General features: G+C 74.6%; 13 protein-coding genes. 5 read left to right on the top strand and 8 right to left on the bottom strand.

Annotated features, from left to right (window positions below; translation table 11 throughout):
• Positions 1 to 6: 6 nt before the first annotated feature.
• The 4 genes from paaD to paaA are packed head-to-tail and all read right to left on the bottom strand — an operon-like array spanning position 7 to position 2,657.
• Positions 7 to 519: a 1,2-phenylacetyl-CoA epoxidase subunit PaaD gene (gene paaD / locus ACF1AG_RS22735; RefSeq protein ID WP_354792567.1), complete on the bottom strand. Its 513-nt coding sequence runs from the start codon at positions 517 to 519 to the stop codon at positions 7 to 9.
• Positions 516 to 1,334 carry a 1,2-phenylacetyl-CoA epoxidase subunit PaaC gene (paaC, locus tag ACF1AG_RS22730; protein WP_387798015.1) on the bottom strand — a complete coding sequence of 273 codons (819 nt, stop codon included), beginning with the start codon at positions 1,332 to 1,334 and terminating at the stop codon, positions 516 to 518. The genes paaD and paaC overlap by 4 nt, the downstream gene beginning before the upstream one ends.
• The gene (locus ACF1AG_RS22725) at positions 1,318 to 1,629 is read right to left on the bottom strand and encodes a 1,2-phenylacetyl-CoA epoxidase subunit B (protein WP_048460455.1); all 312 of its coding nucleotides are present in this window, start codon (positions 1,627 to 1,629) and stop codon (positions 1,318 to 1,320) included. The genes paaC and ACF1AG_RS22725 overlap by 17 nt, the downstream gene beginning before the upstream one ends.
• Complete coding sequence (gene paaA, locus ACF1AG_RS22720) at positions 1,626 to 2,657, bottom strand: 1,2-phenylacetyl-CoA epoxidase subunit PaaA (RefSeq protein ID WP_387798014.1); 1,032 nt, start codon at positions 2,655 to 2,657, stop codon at positions 1,626 to 1,628. Before paaA ends, ACF1AG_RS22725 begins: the two co-directional genes overlap by 4 nt.
• 316 nt (positions 2,658 to 2,973) lie before the next feature.
• Between paaA and ACF1AG_RS22715 the strand changes: the two genes are divergently transcribed.
• The 3 genes from ACF1AG_RS22715 (at position 2,974) to ACF1AG_RS22705 (ending at position 5,598) form a co-directional block, all read left to right on the top strand.
• Positions 2,974 to 3,222 (top strand): acyl carrier protein, encoded by a 249-nt coding sequence (locus ACF1AG_RS22715; protein WP_093766589.1) that lies wholly within the window; start codon positions 2,974 to 2,976, stop codon positions 3,220 to 3,222.
• Positions 3,222 to 4,706, top strand: coding sequence for a class I adenylate-forming enzyme family protein (locus tag ACF1AG_RS22710; protein ID WP_391810309.1), 1,485 nt, complete (start codon positions 3,222 to 3,224; stop codon positions 4,704 to 4,706). Before ACF1AG_RS22715 ends, ACF1AG_RS22710 begins: the two co-directional genes overlap by 1 nt.
• 196 nt (positions 4,707 to 4,902) lie before the next feature.
• A complete protein-coding gene (locus tag ACF1AG_RS22705) occupies positions 4,903 to 5,598 on the top strand; it encodes an enterobactin synthetase (protein WP_391810308.1) in 696 nt (231 codons plus the stop codon).
• Positions 5,599 to 5,646: 48 nt separating this feature from the next.
• Here ACF1AG_RS22705 and ACF1AG_RS22700 read toward each other — a convergent pair whose 3' ends face one another.
• The 4 genes from ACF1AG_RS22700 to ACF1AG_RS22685 form a co-directional block, all read right to left on the bottom strand.
• Complete coding sequence (locus ACF1AG_RS22700; RefSeq protein WP_354792564.1) at positions 5,647 to 5,844, bottom strand: antitoxin; 198 nt, start codon at positions 5,842 to 5,844, stop codon at positions 5,647 to 5,649.
• Between the two features lie 67 nt (positions 5,845 to 5,911).
• A complete protein-coding gene (gene ccrA, locus ACF1AG_RS22695) occupies positions 5,912 to 7,141 on the bottom strand; it encodes a crotonyl-CoA carboxylase/reductase (RefSeq protein WP_391810307.1) in 1,230 nt (409 codons plus the stop codon).
• A 23-nt stretch (positions 7,142 to 7,164) separates the two neighbouring features.
• Complete coding sequence (locus ACF1AG_RS22690) at positions 7,165 to 11,052, bottom strand: type I polyketide synthase (protein ID WP_391810306.1); 3,888 nt, start codon at positions 11,050 to 11,052, stop codon at positions 7,165 to 7,167.
• Entirely contained in the window at positions 11,045 to 19,681 is an 8,637-nt protein-coding gene (locus ACF1AG_RS22685) for an amino acid adenylation domain-containing protein (RefSeq protein WP_391810305.1), read from the bottom strand. Before ACF1AG_RS22685 ends, ACF1AG_RS22690 begins: the two co-directional genes overlap by 8 nt.
• A gap of 471 nt (positions 19,682 to 20,152) precedes the next feature.
• Here ACF1AG_RS22685 and ACF1AG_RS22680 point away from each other — a divergent pair, with 471 nt between their 5' ends.
• Together ACF1AG_RS22680 and ACF1AG_RS22675 are read left to right on the top strand one after the other, a co-directional pair.
• Positions 20,153 to 21,457, top strand: coding sequence for a condensation domain-containing protein (locus ACF1AG_RS22680; RefSeq protein ID WP_387798006.1), 1,305 nt, complete (start codon positions 20,153 to 20,155; stop codon positions 21,455 to 21,457).
• Positions 21,458 to 21,519: 62 nt separating this feature from the next.
• Entirely contained in the window at positions 21,520 to 22,038 is a 519-nt protein-coding gene (locus ACF1AG_RS22675; RefSeq protein WP_145824326.1) for an RNA polymerase sigma factor, read from the top strand.
• Positions 22,039 to 22,064: the final 26 nt, after the last annotated feature.

The following is a 22,064-nucleotide window of genomic DNA, read 5'->3' as shown; positions in this document are numbered from 1 at the left end:
TGTGCCTCACAGCGCGGTCAGGTGGGGGAAGGGCTCGCGGCACGCCGTGCACCACAGCACCGACTGGCAGCGGGACGGTCCGAAGGCGCTGTGCGGCCGGGTGGCCGTCGAGCCGCAGTGCGGGCAGGGAACCGCGCCCAGTGCGACGGGGACCGGGCCGTCGGGCGCCGGGGACACGGGTGGGGCGATGCCGTGCGCGGCGAGTGCGCGGCGTCCTTCGGGGGTGATGCGGTCCGTCGTCCAGGCGGGCGTGAGGACGTGCCGTACGCGGCCGTCGGGGTGACCGCAGGCGGTCAGGACCTCCCGTACCGCCGCGGTGATCTCGGGCAGCGCGGGGCAGCCCAGGTAGGTGGGCGTGATCTCCACCTCCAGCACGCCGTCGGCGCCGGGAGCGACGGAGTGCACCACGCCGAGGTCGCCGAGGCCGATCACCGGCAGTTCGGGGTCCGGCAGCGCGGCCACTCGCTCGCGCACCTCCTCGGCGCGGAGGCGGGCCGTGACCGGTGCGTGCCCGCTCACCAGGTGCCTCCGGGGAACTGTCGCCGCACGGACTGCAGTTCCGCGATCAGCGGACCGAACTCCTCGGTGTGCAGGCCCGAACGGCCGCCGGTGGCCGACCAGCTGGGAGCGGGCACGGCGAGTCCCGCCTCGGTGACGACCTCGGTGACCCGGGCGAGCCAGGTGTCGTGCAGCGCTGCCGGTGAGGGCACGGTGCCGGACGCGGTCAGGCGGCGCAGGACGTCGCTCTCCTCGAAGAGTTCGCCGGTGTAGGGCCACACCCGCTCCAGGGCCCGCCGCATGCGGCGGGTGCTCTCCGGCGTGCCGCGTCCCAGTGTCACCGTCCAGCGGTCGGCGTGCAGCCGGTGGAAGGCGACCTCCTTGGCGGCCCGGACGCCGAACGCGGCGACATCGGCGTCGGCGCAGTGCGCCAGGGCCTCGTAGTGCAGGACGGCGTAGTGGCTGTAGGCGAGTTGCCGGGCCACGGTCACGGCGAAGTCCCCGTTGGGGAGTTCGGTCAGCAGGGCGTTGGTGAACTCGCGCTCGGAGCGGGTGTAGGCGAGGTCGTCCTCGCTGCGGCCGGTCCCGTCGAGGCGGCCGGCGCGGGAGAGGAGCGTGCGGGCGTGGCCGATGAGGTCGAGGGCGATGTTGGACAGGGCCAGGTCCTCGTCGATGGTCGGCGCGCGGGTGATCCACTGGCACAGCCGCTGTGCGAGGACGAGGGCGTCGTCGCCGAGGCAGGTCAGGTGCCGGGCGAGGTCGGGATCGGCGGTGGACGGCGGCTCGCCCGGCTGGGGGCCGGGGCGCGCCGCCGTGACGTCACTCGTGGTGCTCACCTTCGGGGCCTTTCTCGGTCAGCGGCGCGTAGTGCTCGGGGTAGCGGTACGGCTTGTGGCGGGCGCCCGCGAAGTACGGGTCGCGTTCGTCCGGGGAGGCCGTGTGCAGGGCGTCGGAGCGGACGACCCACAGCGACAGGGGCTCGCCGCGCCGTGCGTACAGATCGCGGGCGGCGGCCAGGGCCGCGTCCGGGCCGGCCGCGCGCACCGACCCCACGTGCTGATGGGCCAGGCCCCTGCGGGCCCGCAGAAACACCTCCCAGGAGGCCGGCGCGCCTTCCCGTGCCGCGCTCATACGGCCGCTCCCGCGGGCTCGTCCGTCCTCGCGGCGTACGCGACGGCGGCCTCCCGGACCCAGGCGCCGTCCTCGTGCGCGGCCAGCCGGTTCGCGATGCGCCGGCGCGCCCAGTGGGTGTCGTCGCCCAGGGCCGTGCGGTAGGTGTCCCAGTCGACGGGCGTGAAGTCGTAGTGGCCGCGCTCCTCGTTCCAGCGGATCGCCGGGTCGGGCAGCGTCAGGCCGAGGCGCTCGGCCTGCGGGACGCAGGTGTCGACGAAACGCTGGCGCAGTTCGTCGTTGGTGTGGCGCTTGATGCCCCAGGCCATCGCGCGGCGGGAGACCGCCGCTCCCAGCGCGGCGGTGCGCGCGTCGGCGCCGCCCGCCTCGGTGTCGGGCGGTCCGAACATCAGCGCCACCGCCGGCAGCCACCAGCGGTTCACCGCGTCCTGCGCCATCTCCTTCTGCTCCGGCGTCCCCTCGCACAGGGCGCGCATCAGGTCGTAGCCCTGCCGCACGTGGAAGGCCTCCTCCTGGCAGACGCGGCGCATGGCCCGCGCGTAGGGCCCGTAGGAGGTGCGGCACAGGGGGGCCTGGTTGATGACGGCCGCGCCGTCCGTCAGCCAGGCGATGGCGCCGGTGTCCGCCCAGGTCAGCGCGGGATGGTTGAAGGTGGCCGAGGCGCGCTGACGGCCGTGGTGCAGGGCGTCCAGCAGGTCGGCGCGGTCCACGCCGAGCGTCTCGGCCGCGGAGTACAGGTACAGGCCGTGGCCCGCCTCGTCCTGCACCTTGGCGAGCAGGACCGACTTGCGGTGCAGGGACGGGGCGCGTGTGAGCCAGGCACCCTCGGGCTGCATGCCGATGATCTCGGAGTGGGCGTGCTGGGCGATCTGACGGACCAGCATGCGGCGGTAGCCGTCGGGCATCCAGTCGCGCGGTTCGATCGTCTCGCCGTCGGCGATGAGCGCGTCGAAGTGGGCTAGCAGCTCGTCCTCGTCCGGGGCGGCCGCGGCGGCCGCGGTGGCAGGGGTGGTGGTCGGCGCGGTCACCGGGCACCGCCCGGGCGTCCGGTGACCGCCGCCGCGGTGCCGTGCTGCGGGCACCGTCCCCGGACCCGTACCGGCTGCCTGGGCACGCGCATCACTCCTTCGGCTGGGGAACCGCCCGCCGCGGGCCGGGCGGAACGGGTTGCTTCGTTGCGGTAAGAGGCCGGGGCCGGGGCCCGGCTATCCCCGCCGCGTCAGGTTCGGGCGCGTGACAAAGCTCACGGGAAGGCCCGGGGAGTGAGATCGGCCGCGGCCGCCTCTTGACGGGGTGACAGTCGTGGACCGCGGCGGCCGGCACGCCGGGGCGAAAGGGGAAACCATGAGCACCATCAGGGAGTTGCTGGTCGAACTCACCGGCACCGTCGAGTACGCCGACCGGATCGGAGACGACGCCGACCTGGCCGCCAGCGGCATCGACTCCGGGGACCTCGTGCGTCTCGTCCTGCTGGTCGAGCAGCGGCTCGGCGTCGAGATCACCGCCGAGGACATGGAGGAGTTGCGCACCATCGGTGACTACGAGCGTTTCGTGGCCGAGCGCACGGCCGCCAGGGCGAGCGGCGGTGTGTGATGTGGCTGACGCAACTGCTGGAGCGCAACCGTCAGTGCCGGCCCGGCCGGACCGCGCTGGTGGACGAGGAACGCAGCGTCACCTGGGCCGAACTGCATGACCGTACGCTGCAACTCGCGCGCGGTCTGGCCGACTTGGGGATCCGGCGGGGCGACCGGGTGGCCGTGCTGTCCAAGGACCGGATCGAGGTCCTGGAGAGCTACTTCGCGCTGGCCCGGCTCGGCGCGCTCTTCGTCCCGCTGAACCACAGTCTGGCCGAGCCCGAGGTCGCCGGGATCGTCGAGCGCGTCGGCGCGGTGGCCGTCCTCGGTGAGTCCGAGCTGCTGGACCGGCACACCGGACTGCCGTCCTCGGTGCGGCTCCGGGTGGCCTTCGACAAGCCCGCCTTCGCAGCGCTGGGCACGCTGGCCGCCGAGCGGGACCTGCCGGACGTCGCCGACACGGACCCGATCGCCGTGCTGCACACGTCGGCGACCACCGGGCAGGCCAAGGGGGTGACCGTCGACAGCGCGTCGTTCCGCGCCATCGCGCTGGGCTGGCTGGTGATGGCCCGCCCCACGGACGACATCGTCATGGTCAACTGCTGCCCGCTGTACCACGGCAGCATGGTCGTCTCCCTGACCTACCTGGCGGCCGGCGCGACGGTCGTGCTGATGCCCGGGTTCACCCCGCAGCGGGCGCTGTCCGCGGTGGAGGCGCACCGCGCCACCCATATGTGGATGGTGCCGCAGATGCTGCGCTTCATGCTCCAGGCGAAGGCGTCCCTGCGCACCGACCTGTCCTCCCTGCGGGAGGTGCTGTACGGGGCTGCCCCGATGCCGCTCGACGTCTACGCCGACGCGGTGGAGCGACTCGGGTGCGGCTTCCGGCAGGTGTACGGCATGACCGAGGTGGGCGGCCCGTTCGTCACGCTCGGTCCCGACGAGCACCCCGCGCCCGGAGACGTCACCGCCCGCATCCCGTGCGGGCGGGTCGTGCCGGGCATGTCCGCCCGTGCCGTGGACGAGACCGGGCGGGAGCTGCCGTCCGGCGAGATCGGCGAGATCGTGGTGCGCGGGCCGGGCGTCATGCAGGGTTACTGGAACGACCCGGAGGCCACGCGGGAGATCACCCGGGAAGGGTGGATCAGGACGGGCGACCTCGGCTTCATGGACGAGGAGGGCCGCATCAGCCTGGTGGACCGCACCAAGGACGTGATCATCCGGGCGGGCCAGAACGTGTACCCCTCGGAGATCGAGCGCGCCCTGATGACCCACCCGGCGGTCCGGGACGCGGCGGTCGTCGGCATGCCCGACGAGGACTACGGCGAGGTGCCGCTGGCGTACGTCGTCCCGGAGACGGGCACGGAGCCGGGCACGGCGGAGCTGCTCGCCCATGTCGCGGGGCTGCTGGCGCCGTACAAGCGGCCGCGGCGGGTCGAGTTCATCGAGCAGGTGCCGCGCAATCCCGCCGGGAAGATCATCAAGAAGCTGCTGCGGGCGTGAGCGCGTGCGGCGGCGAACGGCGATGACCGGGAGCCCGATGCGGCCCGGTCCGGCCACGGCGTCTCCGTCGCGGCCGGACCGGGCCGCTGCTGTACGCACACGGGCCCGGACACGTGCGGAAGCCGTGTGGTCGGTGCAGGCCGATGGGGAAGTCGTGTGGACGGCCGCTTCGTGGGATCGGGCCGGTGTGGAGTCCGTGGGGACAGCACCGGTCGTGGGGGGCCTGGTGGCGCTCGGGCCGCTCGTGGCCGCTGCCGGGCTCGGGCTGGGCGTGGCCGCGGTGTCGGAGCCGGATCCGGAACCGGCCGGGCCCGCCGAGGCGGCCGCCGCTGCGGCGATGCCGCCGAGGCGCCGGCTGGAGTTCCTGGCGGGCCGGCGGGCCGCCCGGCGGGCCCTGCGTGCGGTGGGGCTGGACTGCGGGGAGATTCCCCGGTCGGGGCGTCTGCCGGTGTTCCCGCCGGGCCGGACCGCGTCGATCTCGCACAGTACGGGCATCGCCGTCGCCGTGGCCGGTGCCCCCGGCCGGGACCTGCCGGTCGGCTGCGACCTGGAACTGCGGCCCCTCCCCCGTGAAGCGGCCCGCCTGGTGCTGCGCGAGGACGAGGAGTCCCTGCTCGCGGAGGCGGAGTTGCCGCCCGGTGCGGACGCGCTCTGGTCGGTGACGGAGTTGTTCTCCGCCAAGGAGTCGGCGTGGAAGGCCCTCACCGTGATGACGGGTGAGGGCCGGGAGGGTCCGGAGAGGAGTCTGCGCGGGTTGCGGGTCTCGCCCTGCGGGGACGGCCTGCGGGTGTGCCTGCGCGCCGATCCCGCCCACGCCGTGCGGGTGCGGGTCGTGCGCGTCGGTGCGGGAGCTTTCAGCTACGTCACCGGCCGGGCCGGCACCCGCGGCTGAGCGGGCGCCGCCCGCCCCCGGCGCACCAGGGGCGGGCGGCGGGCCGGTTCAGCGCTCGGGCGTGCCGCCGCCGTCCCGGTAGGAACGGCGCGCAGCGTCGGCCGCCTTGTCGGTCTTGGCGTCGTACTTGTTGCCCGTCCGCTCGTCGACCATGCGCTCGGCGTGCGAGACGCCCTTGTCCGCCTGGTCGGGGTGACCCTTGGCCATCTGCTTGGCCTTGTTCATCATGTCGCCCAGCTTGCCCATGGGGGTACCTCCGGGAGGTGCGTGTGCGTCGTACCCCGCCGCAGGTACCCCTCCGGCCGGGCGTGAATCACCCGCGGTCGCCGACTCTGGCGGCCATGTTCCCTGCCGGGTGACGGTTGTCGTGGATGAGCTGGTGCGCGAGGCCGATCTCGTCGAAATCGAAGGTTCGGGAGAGACAGGGGTCGATGATTCCCTGGTCGATCAGCCGCGTCACCTCGCGTGCCTCGCGGGCGGTGGCGACGTGCGAGCCCTGCAGGCGCTTCTGCCTCATCCACAGGAACCGCAGGTCGACGTCACCGTTGTAGCCGGTGGTGCCGCCGCAGAGGACGACCATGCCGCCGTTGTCGCACAGGTACAGGGACGTGGGAATGGTGTCGGCGCCGGAGTGCTCCAGCACGATGCGCGGGCTGCGGCGCTCTCCCAGTACGTCCCAGAAGGCCCGCCCGAAGGCCCGGGCCCCGGACAGCCAGCGGCCCATGGCCTCGTCGTCGGAGGTGTCCGGCAGCCGTCCCCAGTGGCCGAACTTCCGCCGGTCGATGTAGCCCTCGGCGCCCAGCTTGAGGCAGAACTCGCCGCGTTCCTCGCTGGAGACGACGGCGACGGGGATGCCGCCGACGTGCCGGACCAGCTGGATGGCGACGCAGCCGAGTCCGCCGGCGCCGCCCCAGATCAGCACCGGGTCGCCCGGGCGCACCGTGTGCGGCGGCCAGCCGAACAACTGGCGGTAGGCGGTGGCGGCGGTCGCCATGTAGCAGGCCGCCTCCGCCCACGACAGCCGGGCGGGCTTGGGGTGGCACATGTAGTCGTCGACCACCGCGAACTGGGCGAACGAGCCGTAGTTCTCCTCGTAGCCCCACACCCGTTGGCTGGAGGACCAGGTGGGGTCGCCGCCGAGGCGGATGTCCTCGGCCTTCTCGTCCCAGCGGTTGGCGAGGACGACCACCTCGTCCCCGAGCTTCACCCCGCGCACGTCCTCGCCGACCGCCCACACGATCCCGGACAGGTCGGAGCCGCCGATGTGGAAGTCCTCGGTGGCGCCTGCCTTCTGCCGCGCGGCGATCACGTCGAGCGGCGAACCGAGCGCCGCCCAGACGTTGTTGTAGTTGATGCCGGCCGCCATCACCTTCACCAGGACCTGGCCGCGCCCCACGGGCGGGACGTCGACCACCTCGGTGCGGAAGGCGTCGACGGGCTGTCCGTAGCGCTCACGGCGGATGAGCGAGGCGTACATCTTCTTCGGGGCGGTGCCGATCTCGGGCGCGTCGCCGAGTTCGTAGATGTCCTGGGTCGCACGCACGCTGGTTCTCCTCGACGCGGGGTTCAGGGGGATGGGGAGGTGGAGGCCCGGTCGCCGAGACCGCGCAGGGCCTTGGCGACCGCTTCGCCGATACGGGCGAGGGGTTCGGGTTCGGTCATCTCGTAGTGGCCGCAGGGCACGTGGTGGTCGTGGAGGGTTCCGTCGACGTAGGGCCGCCAGCTGTCGGCCTTGCCCGGCAGCACCGCCAGGTCCGCCGGGAAGTCGCCGGGCTGCTCCTCCGCGGCACTGAAGAACAGCACGTCCCCGCGGTAGACGCCGGGGGCGAACTGGGGCGCGATGCGCAGGTTGTTGCGCATGACGACGGCGATGGCGGCGGCCTCGGCGCGGGTGACGGGGACGCTCGACGGGTCGGCCGTGACCCGGGCGTCGATCCGGTCCAGGACGGTCTCCACGGGCGCCCCGTCGACCGCGAGCCCGGCCACCCTGGCCAGCAGGGCGGCGACCTGGCGTTCGGCCGCCTCCGCATCGTGGGCGGTGCCGTGCGGCTGAGGGGCGTCGAGCATGGCGAGGAGTTCCACCCGCTCCCCGTCGCGCTGGAGGGCGCAGGCCATGGCGTGGGCGACGAATCCGCCGTAGGACCAGCCCAGCAGCCGGTAGGGACCGTGGGGTTGCACCTGGCGCACCAGGTCGAGGTAGTGGGCGACCATGGCGGCGGCGTCCGGGGCGGGCGGCCGGGTGCCGTCGAGGCCGGCCGCCTGGATGCCGTGGACGGGCTGGTCGCCGCCGAGGTGGGGCAGCAGACCCGTGTAGCGCCAGGCGATGCCCGCGCCGGGGTGGACGCAGAAAAGGGGCGTGGCGGTGCCTTCGGCGCGCAAAGGCAGCAGGGGGCCGAGCGCGGTGGGGGCCGCCGCAGGCGCCTTCTCGTCCGGCTCGCCGGCCGTGGCGAGCACCCCGGCCACGGTGGGTGCGGCCAGCAGGGTCGCCGCCGGGACGTCGAGGACACCGGCCTGGCGCAGACGCCCCGCCAGCAGCACGGCGCGCATCGAGTCGCCGCCGAGGTCGAAGAAGTTGTCGTGCAGCCCGATGCCGCCGATGCCGAGGGTCTCCTCCCAGAGCCGGGTGACCTCGCGTTCGCGGTCCGTGCGGGGCGGTACGTGCTCGGTCGTCAGCCGGGGCCGTGGGGCGAGGCCGGAGTCCGCGGCGGCCGCGGTGTCGTCGGACGTGGCGGGGTCCGTCCGGGCGCCCGGCGCGTCGATCCAGTGGCGCCGGCGTTCGAAGGCGTACGGGGGCAGCGGCACCCGTCGGGGCGCCCCCGGCACCGGGGGCAGGGCGCTGTCCACGCCCGCGCTCCACAGGCGTCCCAGTGCCTCGGCGAGGACGAACCCGTCGGACGCCTCGGCCTTGGCGTGCCGCATGGTGGTCACCGTGACCGGTGCCTCGTCGGTGAGCCGGCCGGTGGCGAGCTTGGTCAGGGTGTCGCCGGGCCCGATCTCGACGAGGACGGGGCGCAGCCGGTCCCACAGGGCGGTGACGCCGTCGGCGAACCGGACGGTGGCGCGGGTGTGGTCGATCCAGTGCCGTACGGAGGTGGCCTGGGCCTCGGTGATCCAGGTGCCGGTGACGTTGGTGACGTACGGGATGCGCGGCGGGCGCAGGGTGACCTGGCGCAGGTGGGTCTCGTAGGCCGGCAGGACGGGGTCCAGGACGTGGGAGTGGGCCGCGACGGGGATGCGCAGGCGGCGGAACGGGACGCCGCGACGGGTGAGTTCGGCCTCGAAGCGGGCGACGGCGTCGAGGTGCCCGGCGACGGTGCAGGCGTGGGGTCCGTTGACGGCGGCCAGAGACAGGTCGGTGTCGAGCAGGGGCCGGATCTCGTCGGCCGGGGCGGCGACGCCGACCGTGGCTCCGCCGGCGGAGCTGATGAGCCGGATGCGTTCGGTGACCAGGGGCAGCATGTCCGCCAGGTCGATGACGCCGGCCAGGCAGGCGGCCGTGTACTCGCCGAGCGAGTGGCCGATCAGCGCGTCGGGGTGCACGCCCGACTCCATGAGGGTGCGGGCCAGGGCGTACTCGGTGACGACGAGTCCGAGGAACGCGGAGAGGTCGTCGGGCCGTCGCTCCTCGAAGAGGGCGGTGCGCAGGTCGCTGCCGAGGACGGGCCGCAGGATGCGGGCGCACTCGTCGACGGTGTCACGGTGGACGGCGTGGTCGCGGTACAGCTCCTTGCCCATGCCGGGGTACTGGGTGCCGCCGCCGGGCAGCAGGAACGCCACCCGGACCGGATCGTCGGACAGCGGCGGGGTGGCGGGGGCGGCGGAGCGCAGCGCGTCGAGGGCCTCGGCGCGGGAGGCGGCCGAGACGGTGAGCCGGTGGCGCAGCGCGGGCCGGTCGGTGCGCAGGGAGTGGGCCACGTCGTCCAGGCGCAGCTCCGGGCGGCGCTCCAGATGCCGGGCGAGTGCCTCGGCCTGGCCGCGCAGGGCTCCGGCGGTGCGCGCCGACAGCGGCAGCACCACGCGGCGCCCCTCCTCGGGCGGGCGCGGCGCGGCGGGCGCGACGCGGGGGGCCTCCTCCAGGACGACGTGGGCGTTGGTGCCGCCGATGCCGAAGGCGCTGACGGCGGCCCGGCGGGGGTGCTCCCCCTCGGGCCAGTCCTCCAGGGCGGTGGGCACGCGGAAGGGGCTCGCGTCGAAGTCGATGAGCGGGTTGGGCCGGTCGAAGTGCAGGCTCGGCGGGATCTGCCGGTGTTCCAGGGCCAGAACGGCCTTGATGAGGCCGGCGATGCCGGCGGCGGCTCCCAGGTGGCCGATGTTGGTCTTGACCGAGCCGAGCGCGCAGAATCCGGTCCGGTCCGTGCTGTGCCGGAAGGCCTCCGTCAGGGCGGACACCTCGATCGGATCGCCGAGTTTGGTGGCGGTGCCGTGCGCCTCGATCAGGCCGATGGTGCCGGCGTCGACGTCGGCCTGCGCCTGCGCGGCGAGGACGACCTCGGTCTGTCCGGCGGCGCTGGGGGCGCTGAAGCCGACCTTGCGGCGGCCGTCGTTGTTGACGGCGCTGCCGCGGATCACGGCGCGGATGCGGTCGCCGTCGGCGAGGGCGTCCTCCAGCCGCTTGAGGACGACGGCTCCCACTCCGTCGCCGGAGGAGGTGCCGGCGGCGTCCGCGGCGAAGGCCCGGCAGTGCCCGTCGGGCGAGAAGGGTCCGTCGGGCACGTGGCGGTAGCCCAGCACGGCGGAGGGGTTGAGGGAGACGGCGGCGGCGAGCGCGGTGTCGCAGCGGTGGTCGAGCAGATCCTGGCAGGCGGTGTGCACGGCGACCAGCGCGGTGGAGCAGGCCGTCTGCAGGGACACGCTGGGCCCGGTGAGGCCGAGTTCGTAGGAGACGCGGGTGGCGAGGGTGCCGAGGGAGTTGGCCGTGGCCGCGTGGACGAGGGCCACCGAGCCGGGCTGCCCGGCGAAGCGGGGGTGGACGTGGGTCGGGTAGTAGCGGCTGTCGCCCGCCCCCGCGTACACGCCGAACGTCTCTCCGGACCGGTCGGTGCCGAGGCAGCCGGCGTCCTCCAGGGCGTGGTAGGCCGTCTCCAGCAGCAGTCGCTGCTGCGGGTCGACGACGGCGGCCTCGGCGGGGCTGTAGCCGAAGAAGCCGGCGTCGAAGCGGTCGATGCCCTCGACGACCGACGCCTTGCGGATCAGTGACGGGTCGTCGAGGTCGCGCGGGTCGCCGCCCGCGGCGAGGAACTCCTCGTCGGTGACGGGCCGTACGGACTCCCGGCCGGCCGCGAGGTTGTCCCAGAAGGCGTCCAGGTCGTCGGCGCCGGGGAAACGGCCCGCCATGCCGATGACGGCTACGGCGGGGAAGTCCTCGTCGTGGGGTGCGGTGGTGTCGTGCACGGCCTGTGCCTCGTCCTCTCCCGGTTCGTGGGTGTGCGGTGTGCCGTCGGCCCGGTCACGCATGACCGCGGTCCTTGCCCTGACGGGAGGTGCGGCGGGCGCGGGCGGCGCGTTGCCGGCGCGCCTGTTCCCGGGCGCGGTCCAGGCCGTCGCCGCTCTCCGGCCGGGAGGGCGCCTCGGCGTCCGGCACCGGGTCCGTGCCGGCGGCCGACAGGTGGCGGGCCAGGTCCCGGACGGTGGGGTGCGCGAACAGGTCGACCACCGACAGGTCGCTGTCGAAGGCGCGGTTCACGGTGGTCTGGGCGGTGACCAGGAGCAGGGAGTTGCCGCCCAGGTCGAAGAAGTTGTCGTCCAGGCCCACCCGGTCGCGGCCCAGGACGTCGCACCACACCTCGGCGAGCCGGCTCTCCAGCCGCCGCTGGCCGTCTTCCGTCCTCGTCTCGTCGGGGCGAGCGCTCGTACCCGCCGAGCTCAGCGTCCACCCGTCGTCGGACAGGCCGGCCGCGCGGGCGCTGCCGGTGACGGCGCGGTACAGGGCGCCGAGGTCGGTGCCGTCCCGCAGGCCGACGCGCGCGGCCAGGCGGCGGGTCTGGCGCACGGGGGCCACGACGTGGCTGCGCACCCAGGGGGCGGTGCGGTCGGCCCCGATCAGCAGGTGCGGTTCGTCGAGGGTGCGGGCGAGGTCGAAGGAGCGCAGCGCGGCGGGAACGTCGAGCAGCCGGTAGCCCCGGGCCTCGGTGAGCGCGGTGAGACCGTAGCCGCGGCTCATGCCGCGTTCGCGCCACATGCTCCAGGCGAGCGACTGCGCGGGCAGGCCGAGGCCACGGCGGTACCCGGCGAGCGCGTCCAGGTAGGCGTTGGCGGCGGCGTAGGCGGCGTTCATGGCGCCGCCGAAGAAGCCGTTGACCGAGGAGAAGGTGACGAAGGAGTGGACCGGGTGGTCGGCGGTGAGCCGGTGCAGGATCCACGCGCCGCGCACCTTCGCCTCCAGCGCCCGGCGCCAGGTGGGGGCGTCCAGTTCCCCGACGGGGCGCTCCACGAGCGTCCCGGCCAGGTGCAGTACCGACGTCAGGGGCACCCCCCACGCCTCGGTGGCGGCCTCGACCGCGGCGCGGACGCGGGCCTCGTCGGTGACGTCGGCGCGGGCGTAGCGGACCTCCCCGCGCTCGCGCAGCCGCGGCAGGGCCTGGGCCTCGTCCTCCGGGGTGCGCCCGAGGACGAGCAGCCGGGTGCCGGGGGTGCGCAGCAGGTGGGCGGCGATCTCGGTGCCGACGCCGCCGAGGCCTCCGGTGAGCAGGGTGAAGCCGTCGTGCGCGGGCGGCTCGGTGCGGGTCGGGCTGTCGGGCAGGGGGGCGAGGCGGCGTTCGTAGCGCAGCCCGTCCCGGTACGCCACGTCCGCGCCGTCCGCGCCGGCGGCCGCCTCCGCCGTGAGGAGGGCCAGCGGGTCGGTGCCGTCGCCCGGTGGCAGGTCGAGGTGCCGGGTCCGCAGCCAGCCGTACTCCTCGGCCAGCGACTTGAGCAGCGCTCCGGACAGGGCGTGGGCCGGGGAGGGGTGGTCGCCGGGGCGGACGGCGTGGGCGCCCGCGGACACGTGGACCAGGTCCACGGGGCGCTGCCGGCCGGGCCGGGCGGTGAGGGCCCGGACGAAGGCGAGCAGCCGCTCCGCGCCCGTCGTGTCGTCGGGCGCCGTCGGGTCCCCCGGCCGGAACCCGTCGAGGTGGAGGACGGCGTCGACGGGCCGCTGGTCCTGCTCCAGCCGGCCAAGCAGCGCGGCGTAGTCGGACTCCTCGGCGGGCCGGACGCGGTAGTGCGCGGCGTCGGTCCGGGTGTACGCCGGTCCTTCGCCGACCACCGTGCACAGGCCCCCGGCGGAGCGCAGCGCGTCGGCGAGCCGTTGCGCGAGTGCGCCGGCCTGTGGGTCGCCGCCCGCGAGGACGAGGGTGTGCCGGCCGGACGTCGTGCGACGGGCTGCGGGGCGTTCCGCGCGCTGCCACACCGGGCGCAGGAACCAGTCGGGGACGGTGGCCGCGGTGCCCAGCAGCAGCTGGGTCCGGCGCACCTCGTCGTCGAAGTCGCCCGCCTCGAAGCTCTTGCGGAGCCTGGTGCGCTGGATCTTGCCGATCTCCGTCTTGGGGACGGCGTCCCGCGCCACGGGGATGAGGAAGGACGGGCTGACGCCGATCTCCCGGGTGACCTTGCCGGCGATCTCGCGCAGGGCGCGGGCCGGGTCGGCGGCGGCCTCCGGGGTGAGATGCAGGAACAGGGCGAGTTCGTCGGTGGGTGACGAGGGGTCGGTGCGCACCGCCACCGCTGCGGTGAAACTCCGCTCCGCATACGGCAGTTCCTCGACGCACGCCTCGATCTCGTGGCTGTAGTGGTTCACCCCGTTGACGATGATGACGTCCTTGGCGCGGCCCGTGATGTGGAGCTCGCCGTCGCGCAGGAACGCCAGGTCGCCGGTGTCGAACCAGCCGTCGTCGGTGAACGCCTCGGCGTTGGCCGCCGGGTTGTCGTGGTAGCCGCCGGTCACCGAGGTGCCGCGGACCTGGAAGCGGCCCGCCTCGCCCTCGGTGAGGACCGTGCCCTGTTCGTCGACGATCCGCATGGCGAACCCCGGGTAGGGCCGGCCGCAGCTGACGAACGTCCCTTCGTCCGGGACGGGTTCGGCGGGCAGGACGGCGTCGGTGACCACGGAGCACGTCTCGGACATGCCCCAGCCGGGGTGCATCACGTCCTGCGGCAGGCCGAAGGGTTCGAGCGTGTGCAGGAACGCGCGGGCGGCGGAGGCGACGACGACCTCACCGGCGTTCATCACCAGCCGCATCGGGGACAGGTCCCAGGCGCGGCCGGTGAAGCGGTGGGCCTGTTCGGCGAGGAGCCCGAAGGCGAAGTTGGGCGCCCAGGTGACGGTGACCCGGTGCCGGTCGGCGAGGTCCATCCAGCGCAGGGGGTCCTGCAGGATCCAGGAGGTGGGGGCGTGGACCTGGCGGCAGCCCAGGTACACGTCGCGCAGGTGGAACATCACCACGCCGGTGACGTGGTCGAGCGGTATCCAGTTCAGGGAGACGTCGTCGGCGCCGAGGCCGTTCATCTGCTCGGTGGCGGCCGAACGGGTCAGCACGTTGCGGTGGGTGAGCCGCACCGCCTTGGGCAGGCCGGTGCTGCCGGACGTCATGAGCATCAGCAGGAGGTCGTCCGGTGCGGCGGGGTGCCAGTCGTGGTCCTCGGGCGCCTCGCGCAGCGCGTCGGCGGTGGTGATGCGCGGCCCGGGCCAGTCCTGCCGGGCGGCGACCGCGCGCAGACCGGCCTCGCGGCCGGCGGAGCACACGATCCAGGGGCGGCCGAGCATCCGCCAGATGCCCTCCAGCTTGGTCAGCGCCGCGGAGGGGGTGTCGTAGGAGGCGGGGACGGTCAGCGGGACGGCGACGAAGCCGCCGAGGACGCAGCCCCACAGCACGGCGAGGAAGTCCTCGGTGACGTCGCACTGGAGGATGACCTGGTCGCCCGGGCGCAGTCCGGCGCGGCGCAGTCCGGCCAGGACGCGGGAGGCCTCGGGGACGAGGGACGCGTAGGTGCGCCGGTGCTCGCTGCCGTCGGCGTGGACGTGGACGATGTCGCCCCGGTCCCGTGCTGCGGCGCGGCGCAGGGCCTCGGCCCAGCTCGGCACGGACGGCTCGGCGAGGGTGGGGCCTTCGCTGACGGCCGGAACGCCGGAGGCTTCCCCGGTGCGGGCGGCGGGGGCGGCTTCGACGGAGCGGTCGGGCAGTCCGGTGTGGCGCCGGTCGAGTTCCTCCGGGGCGTTCTCGACCGACACGTCGACCGTGGTGACGCCGGGCAGCTGGGCGAGCCGCTCCTGCCAGGTCCGGGCCGCGGTCGCGTCGACGGCGGGCAGGGCGCTCAGTGCCGCGCCGTCCACGGTGCCGTCCTCGGCCCGGGGCAGGGCGTTGACCGCCGTGACGCGGACGGAGCCGTGGCCCGCGCGGTCCAGGAACTCCTCGACGCGTTCGGCGGCGTCGGACCGCCCGGGCACCACGTACAGGCGCGACGGGGTGTCGCCGCCTCCGGGCAGGGCGTGGGCGTCGCGGATGCCGGGCACGGACAGCGCCGCGTCCTGAAGGACGGCGGGATCGGCCGCGGCCGGGGCGGGGGTGCGCTCGGGGAGCGCGGGCAGATGCCCGAGGCGGGTCCCGGGGTCGGCGCTCACCGTGCTCAGGACGTCGTGCAGCGCGCGGGCGAACGCCTCGGCGGTGCCGGCGTCGTAGAGGTCGGTGGCGTACTCGACGTGCAGCGTCAGGCCGTCGGGGGTGCCCTCGGGGCCGTGGCGCTCCAGGACGTCCACGAAGAGGTCGAACTTGGCGGTGCCGGTGGCGGTGGGCTGCAACTCGGCGCGGGCGCCGTCGAGTTCGAGAACGGCAGGCTTGTTGTTCTGCAGGGCGAGCATCACCTGGAACAGAGGGTGACGGCCGGGTGTGCGGGGCGGGTTGAGGTCCTCCACCAGCCGGTCGAAGGGCAGGTCCTGGTGGTCCAGGGCGGCCAGGTCGGCGGTACGCAGCCGGGCGAGGAGCTCCCGGAAGGCGGGGTCGCCGGAGGTGTCGGCGCGCAGCACCAGGGTGTTGGTGATCAGGCCGATCAGGGGGTCGAGGCCGGGTTCGGTGCGGCCCGCCACGGGAGTGCCGAGAACGATGTCCTCGCCGGCCCCGCAGCGGGTGAGGAGGGCGCTGACGGCGGCGTGCAGCACCATGAACAGGCTGGCGCCCTCGCGGTCGGCGAGGCGCAGCAGGGCACGGTGCAGGGCGGGGTCGACGGCGAGTTCGACGTGCGCGCCGCCGCCGCGCGGCGCGGTGGGCCGCGGCCGGTCGCCGGGCAGGGTGCACTCCTCGGGCAGGCCGTCCAGCGCGGTGCGCCAGTGGGCGGTGAGCCGTTCGGTCAGGCCGGGGCCGTCGGGTCCGGGGGCCAACAAAGCGCGCTGCCACAGCGCGTAGTCGGCGTACTGCACCGTCGGCGGGTTCCAGTCGGGCGCCCGCCCCTGGCGGCGGGACGCGTAGGCGGCGGACAGGTCGGCGGCGAAGGGACCGAGTGACCAGCCGTCGGCGGCGCCGTGGTGCAGGACGAACAGCAGGACCCGCTCGGTGCCGGTGCCCAGCAGCCATGCCGCGAGAGGGCTTTCGGTGGTCAGGTCGAACCGGCGCCGCAGCGCGGCGGTCACATGGGCTGCGGTCTCCGCGGCGGGGCAGTCGATCCGCCGCAGCACCGGGCGCAGCTCTCCCGGCGCCAGGATGCGCTGGTGGGGCACTCCGTCGTGCTCGGCGATCACCGTGCGCAGGCTCTCGTGCCGGTCGGCCAGGTCGCCGAGGGCCGCGTCGAGCGCCTCGGCGTCGAGGTCGGGCCCGACGGGGACGAGGAGCGGGATGTGGTAGGTGGCCGCGCCCTCGTCGAGCCGGTGCAGGAACCACATGCGTTCCTGCGCGAAGGACAGCGGCACGCGCTCGGGGCGCGCTGCCTCGCCGAGCACCGGCCGGGGCAGGGCGTCCTGCGCGCGGACGGCGACCCGCCGTGCGAGCGCTGCGGGGGTCGGCGTCTCGAACAGCGCCGTGATGGGGATCTCCGCGCCGGTCTCGTGCCGCAGACGAGCCAGCAGTCTGGTGGCGAGCAGCGAATCGCCGCCCAGGTCGAAGAAGCCGGCGTCCACGCCCACGGACTCCCGCGGCAGCTGCAACACGTCCTCGAACAGGGCGCACACCTGTGCCTGTTCGGGCGTGACGGGGCGGGTGCCGGACGCGGCGGCGGTGAAGTCGGGGTCGGGCAGGGCCTGGACGTCGAGCTTGCCGTTCGCGGTCAGCGGCAGGGTCTCCACCGGGACGCAGGCGGCGGGGACCATGTGCTCGGGCAGGTGGGCGGCCGCGTGGGCGCGCAGATCGGCGGGGCTCACCGGCGCGTCGGCCGAGGGGACGGTGTAGGCGACGAGGTGCAGGGCGCCGTTGTCGGCGTGGCGGGGTACGACGGCGGCGCGGGTGACGCCCGGGTGGGTGGCGAGGACGGCCTCGATCTCGCCGGGTTCGACGCGGAAGCCGCGCAGCTGGATCTGGGCGTCGGCGCGGCCGACGTAGTCGAGGGTGCCGTCGGGGCGGCGCCGGGCCAGGTCGCCCGAGCGGTACATGCGGGTGCCGGGCGGGCCGTAGGGGTCGTCGAGGAAGCGTTCGGCGGTCAGTTCCGGCCGGTCCAGGTAGCCGGTGGCGACACCCGCGCCGGAGACGTACATCTCGCCGGTCGCGCCGGGCGGCACGGGGCGTCCCGCGGCGTCCAGCAGGTGGACCCGGAGGTCGGCCAGCGGAGTGCCGATGACGCCGGCGCGGCGCGGGTCGTCCAGGTCGGCCGCGGTGAGCCGGTGGTGGGTGACGTGCACGGTGGTCTCGGTGATGCCGTACATGTTCACCAGCGCCGGGCGGTCCAGGCCGTGCCGTTCGGTCCAGGGGCGCAGCCGCGCCGGGCGCAGGGCCTCCCCGCCGAAGACGACGTAGCGCAACGCCCCTGTGCCGCGCCCGAGTTCCGCGTCGGCGTCGACCAACTGCTCGAACGCGGACGGCGTCTGGTTGAGGACGGTGACGCCCTCCCCGTGCAGCAGGTCCAGGAACTCGCGCGGCGAGCGGCTGACGGCGTAGGGCACGACGACGAGCCGGCCGCCGTGCAGCAGGGCGCCCCAGATCTCCCACACGGAGAAGTCGAAGGCGTAGGAGTGGAACAGCGTCCACACGTCGTCGGCACGGAAGTCGAAGTGCTCGGCCGCGGCGGCGAAGAGCCGTACGACGTTGGCGTGCGGCACGGGCACGCCCTTGGGGCGGCCGGTGGAGCCGGAGGTGTGGATGATGTACGCGGTGTCGGAGGGGCCGGTCGGGCCGTGCCGTTCGGCGTCGGTCAGGTCGGCGCCGGAGCGACGGGCGAGGTCCGCGGTCACCTGCGGGTCGTCCAGCAGCACGGCGGGGACGGCGTCGTGGGCGAGGTGGGCGTGGGCCTGCTCGGTGACCAGCGCCACGGGGGCCGTGTCCTCGACGACCAGCCGCAGCCGCTCGGCCGGCTGGCCGGGGTCCAGGGGCAGGTAGGCGGCGCCGGTCTTGAGGACGGCCAGCAGGGCGGGCAGCAGTCGCAGGCCGCGGTCCAGGGCGAGCGCGACGATCCGGCCGGGCCCCGCGCCGTGCGCGGTCAGCAGTCGGGCGATCCGGTTGGCCTCGGTGTTGAGTTCGGCGTACGTGAGCCGTTCGTTCCCGTGGCTGACGGCCGTCCGTTCGGGCCCGGCCGCCACCTGCGCCTCGAACAGTTCCGCTAGGGTCCGCTCGGCCGGGAAGGTGCGGACGGGCGTGTCGCGGGGGTGTTCACCGGGCAGCAGGACGTCCAGGTCGCCCAGCGGCGTCACCGGTTCGGCCGCGGCCAGCCGGTGCAGCACCGCGAGGAACCTCTCCCGGTGCAGGGCGAGTTCGTCCTCCTCGTACAGGGCGGGGTTGGCGTCGAAGGCCAGCCACAGGCCGCCGCCGCGGGGCCCGGGGCGCACCGAGATCTGGAAGTCGTCGACGGCTCCGCCGGACAGGTGGTGCCAGGTGGTGGGGTGTCCGGCGAAGACCGGGGACTCGTCGAACGGGACGATGTTGAGCACCGGTCCGTACAGCCGGCGTCCGGTGCCCAGCAGGCCCAGGTCGCGGCGGAGGAACTCGCCCCGGCAGCGCTGGTGGCGGCGCAGGGCCTTCAGTTCACCGGCGACGGCCCGGACCAGCTCGGCGACGGGCGTCCCGGGGGTGGCTGCCACACGCAGCGGGAGGACGTCGGAGGCGGTCCCCGGGGTGCGCAGGGCGGCGCTGCCGAGGCGGCTCATCGTGGCCAGGCCCAGCACCAGGTCCTCGGCGCCGGTCATCCGGTGCAGGTAGGCGGCGGTAGCGGCGGTGAGCAGGTCCGTGCGCCGGACCCCGAGGCGGGCCGCCGCGGCGTCGAGCGCTTCGGTCTCGGCGGGCGTCAGTTCGGCGGTGCGGCGCAGGAAGGGCGCCGTGGGGGCCGCCGTGCGGGAGGTGAGCCGGGCGGGCTCGGGCAGGTCGGCCAGGCGTCGCGCCCAGTGGTCACGGTCCTGGGCGTGCCGCTCGGAGGCCAGGTAGGCCGCCTCCTCCTCCTGGAGCCGGCTCACCGGTGCGAAGGCGCCGGGCTCCGGTTCGCGCCCCTCTGCCAGGGCGTTGTAGGTGTCGGCCAGGCGGCGCCCGAGGAGCTTGTAGCTGTAGCCGTCCAGGAGCAGGTGATGTGCCCTCAGCAGCCAGAGGTGGCGGTCAGGCGCCAGGGTCAGCAGGGTGTGCGCGAAAAGGGGGCCCTTCTCCAGGTCGACGGGGGTCGCGAGGTCGGTGCGGACGTGCTCCCACGCGGTGGCCTCGGGGTCCCCGGCGCCGCTGACGTCGACCCGGTGGAGGGGCCAGTCGTCCGCGTCCGGTGCGGGATGGCATCGCGGGCCGTCGTCGGTGTCGGCGAAGCGCAGGGCGAAGGTGTCTGCCTCGGTGACGACGCGCCGCAGCGCGGTCTCGAACAGGGCGGTGTCGAGCGGTCCGTGGATCTCCACGGCCTCCGCGGTGTTGTACGCGGCACTGTCCGGTGCGAGCCGTCCGGCGTACCAGAGGCCCTCCTGGGCTCCGGACAGCGGTCGACGTGCGTCCTCCTGGAGTGACATAGCGCAACCCTCACGTGGCAAGCCGTAGATGTCCCGGACGGCGAAGGCCCGGCCGGATCGGACGGGTGCGGCCACCCCCGTGCCGCCCGCGCGTGTGGTGACGCACCGGGCCGCCGGCCCACGGGGCGGGGAAAGGGACCGCACGCCGAGGTCAGGGGGTCCACGTCACCTGCCCCGGTTTCACGGCACAGCACGGTGCTGCACCGGAACCGGCGGGGTCAAGGCGAACCGGCTCCCGGGACACCGGTTCAGGGATTTCCCTGAACTTCGGTATGCCGGGGAGTGCGCGCCGACACGCAACTTCTAGGGAAATCACGCGACTTCGCCGCGCACCGGGCCCACGGCTGGCCTCGGCCGCGGTCGGGCGTGCACTCTCGAACGGCCCCCCGACCTCCCCGCGGACCGCCGCGGTGGCAGCTGTGTCCGGGACCGTGGATTCCCGGAACGAACGACGGAAAGAAGGCTGACGGCATGCACCGTGTGCTGTGTCCGGTCGAGACGCTCTATGTGGGCCAGAGAAGCAGGGCCGTGCTGTCCTGCACCCTGCGCGGACCGGTGGACCTCGCGGCGCTGTCCGCCGCGTTCGACGCCCTGACGGAGGCGAACCCGCCGCTGCGCTCCCGCATCGAACAGGACGGCGGTGGGCACGTGCTGCGCGTCCTCGGCGCGGACGAGCGGCCCCGGCTGATCACCCGGACCGGTGACGAGGAGGAGGCCTACGCGGCGGAGCTGAACAGGCCGCTGCCGGTCGGCGGCCCGCTCAGCCGTGCCGTGCTGGTCAGCGCGCCCGACGGCCGGAGCCACCTGTTCGTGCTGGTGATCGACCACACCGTCACCGACGGCCACAGCAGCATCGCGGTGCACAACTCGTTGTGGGACCGCTACCGGGCGCTGGTCGAAGGCACCACCGACGGCACCGCCGCTCCGGAACTCCCCCGCTGGCCCGAGCCCGTGAGCCGGCTGCTTCCTCCGGCCGACGAGGCCGACACCGCGAAGTACCTCGACGGCCGGCTGGCGGAGATACGGCGCCACCCGGTCGAGCTGGTGCCGTACGACGCCGCGATCGGGGAGGATGCCGGCCCGGACGGGCACATCGAGGTCCGCCGGCTGATCCTGGAGGCGGACCTCACCTCCCGGCTGCGCGGTACGGCGCGCGCCTCGGGCGTCTCCGTGCACGCCCTGATCGCCGCGACGCTGCTGGTGACCGCCCGGCGGCGCCTGGCCGGGGACGACGGGGCGCGCACGCTCGGCTGCCTCTCCCCCGTCGACCTGCGTGCGCGACTCACCCCGCCGGTGCCCGCCTCCGACCTGGTCCCCGCGGTCACCACCCATCTGCAGACCCTGGACGTGGCCGCGCGTTCCGAGCCGTTGGAGCTGGCCCGCGCCGTGCACGCCCGGCTGGGCGACTTCCTGGCCCGCGGCGACCACTTCCACGAGATGCGCATCACACCGGAGATCCCCCGCAATCCCGCGCTGCAACTGGCCACGGTGATCGCCACGAACATGGGCGTCGTCCCCGGTCCGCGGCTGCCGGACGGACTGCGGGCGGCCGACGTGCGCCTCGTCCCGGCTCGCGAGCACTACTTCCCGCAGGCGGGACGCAGCCCCGTCATGGCGTGCGTCGTCTCCTTCGCGGGCCGGCTGTCCATCGAGTTCCCCCACTCCACCGCCTGTTACACCCCGTCCTTCATGCGGGCGTTCCGCGACGACGTGCGCACTGGGCTGCTGCGTTTCACGGACGTCGTGGAACCAGGGCTCGCCCACGCCACCGGCTGAGCACCGCCCGTTCGCCCCTCCGACCCCCGCCCGCCCGGCCGTGTAAGGAACCTCTGTCCGCCATGACGACCGTCAGCGAACTGCCCTCTCCCCTGACGCTGCTCCCCCGGGCCCAGGCCGGCGACGAGCACGCGATGAACCACCTGCTGACCGCCATCACGCCCTACGTCGCGCGCATCTGCAGGTCCATCACCCACGACGACGGGGCCGACGCCACGCAAGAGGCACTGCTCGCCGTCTACCGCGGCCTGGGTTCCCTGCGGGAACCGGCGGCGTTCTACGGCTGGGTGCGCTCGGTGACGGTCCGCGAAGCCATCCGCACCGCCAGGCGCTTCGGCGCGGAGAGCTGCTGCTCCGAGGTGGACTCGCGGGAGGAGACCAATCCCCTGGACGCGGTGCACATCAGTGACGTGATGGGGCGGCTGTCCCAGGCGCACCGGCAGGTCCTCACCCTGCGCGCCTACGGGCTGAACGAGGAGGAGATGGCCGAGGTGCTCGCGCTGCCCGTGGGCACCGTCCGCTCGCGTCTGTTCCGGGCCCGCCGCCGGTTCCAGGAGGCGTGGCAGCCCTCGGCAGCGTGACGCCGGCGCCCCACCCCGGGGCGGGC

This window comes from Streptomyces sp. NPDC014764 (assembly GCF_043082785.1).
Taxonomy (GTDB): Bacteria; Actinomycetota; Actinomycetes; order Streptomycetales; family Streptomycetaceae; genus Streptomyces; species Streptomyces althioticus.
Note: the sequence above shows the minus strand (reverse complement) of the source record. Positions and strands in the feature narration are given on the sequence as shown.

Excerpts from the sequence above, each read along its gene's own strand:
- ACF1AG_RS22725 (WP_048460455.1), bottom strand. The coding sequence starts at position 1,629 with ATGAGCGCGGCACGGGAAGGCGCGCCGGCCTCCTGGGAGGTGTTTCTG.
- ACF1AG_RS22715 (WP_093766589.1), top strand. The coding sequence starts at position 2,974 with ATGAGCACCATCAGGGAGTTGCTGGTCGAACTCACCGGCACCGTCGAG.
- ACF1AG_RS22710 (WP_391810309.1), top strand. The coding sequence starts at position 3,222 with ATGTGGCTGACGCAACTGCTGGAGCGCAACCGTCAGTGCCGGCCCGGC.
- ACF1AG_RS22700 (WP_354792564.1), bottom strand. The coding sequence starts at position 5,844 with ATGGGCAAGCTGGGCGACATGATGAACAAGGCCAAGCAGATGGCCAAG.
- ACF1AG_RS22690 (WP_391810306.1), bottom strand. The coding sequence starts at position 11,052 with ATGCGTGACCGGGCCGACGGCACACCGCACACCCACGAACCGGGAGAG.
- ACF1AG_RS22685 (WP_391810305.1), bottom strand. The coding sequence starts at position 19,681 with ATGTCACTCCAGGAGGACGCACGTCGACCGCTGTCCGGAGCCCAGGAG.
- ACF1AG_RS22680 (WP_387798006.1), top strand. The coding sequence starts at position 20,153 with ATGCACCGTGTGCTGTGTCCGGTCGAGACGCTCTATGTGGGCCAGAGA.
- ACF1AG_RS22675 (WP_145824326.1), top strand. The coding sequence starts at position 21,520 with ATGACGACCGTCAGCGAACTGCCCTCTCCCCTGACGCTGCTCCCCCGG.